Here is a 250-nt window from a genome sequence, read left to right as displayed (position 1 = left end):
CTGCAGGCTGCCCCGGTCGACCATCTCCAACTGGTCGAAGAGGCTGGCGATGGCGTCGATCACCAACTCGTTCTTGGACGGCCAGCGGCGGTACAGGGGGGGCTTGGCGACGCCCGCGCGCACCGCGACGTCACCCATGGTCAGCCCGCCCCAGCCGAGCTCGGCGAGGGCGGCCCGGGCGGCGTCGAGGATCGCCTGGTCGGCGGTGGCGCTGCGCGGGCGGCCCTTGGCCCGCGGCGGGGGCGGCTGG

1 protein-coding gene is annotated in these 250 nt (G+C 76.0%); it reads right to left on the bottom strand.

Annotated features, from left to right (window positions below):
* A partial coding sequence (locus tag C7C46_RS33840) for a TetR/AcrR family transcriptional regulator (protein WP_146259354.1) occupies positions 1-250 on the bottom strand: 250 nt, incomplete at both ends.

This window comes from Streptomyces tateyamensis (genome assembly GCF_003205575.1).
Classification (GTDB): Bacteria; Actinomycetota; Actinomycetes; order Streptomycetales; family Streptomycetaceae; genus Kitasatospora; species Kitasatospora tateyamensis.
This window is presented reverse-complemented; position numbering and strand designations above follow the sequence as displayed.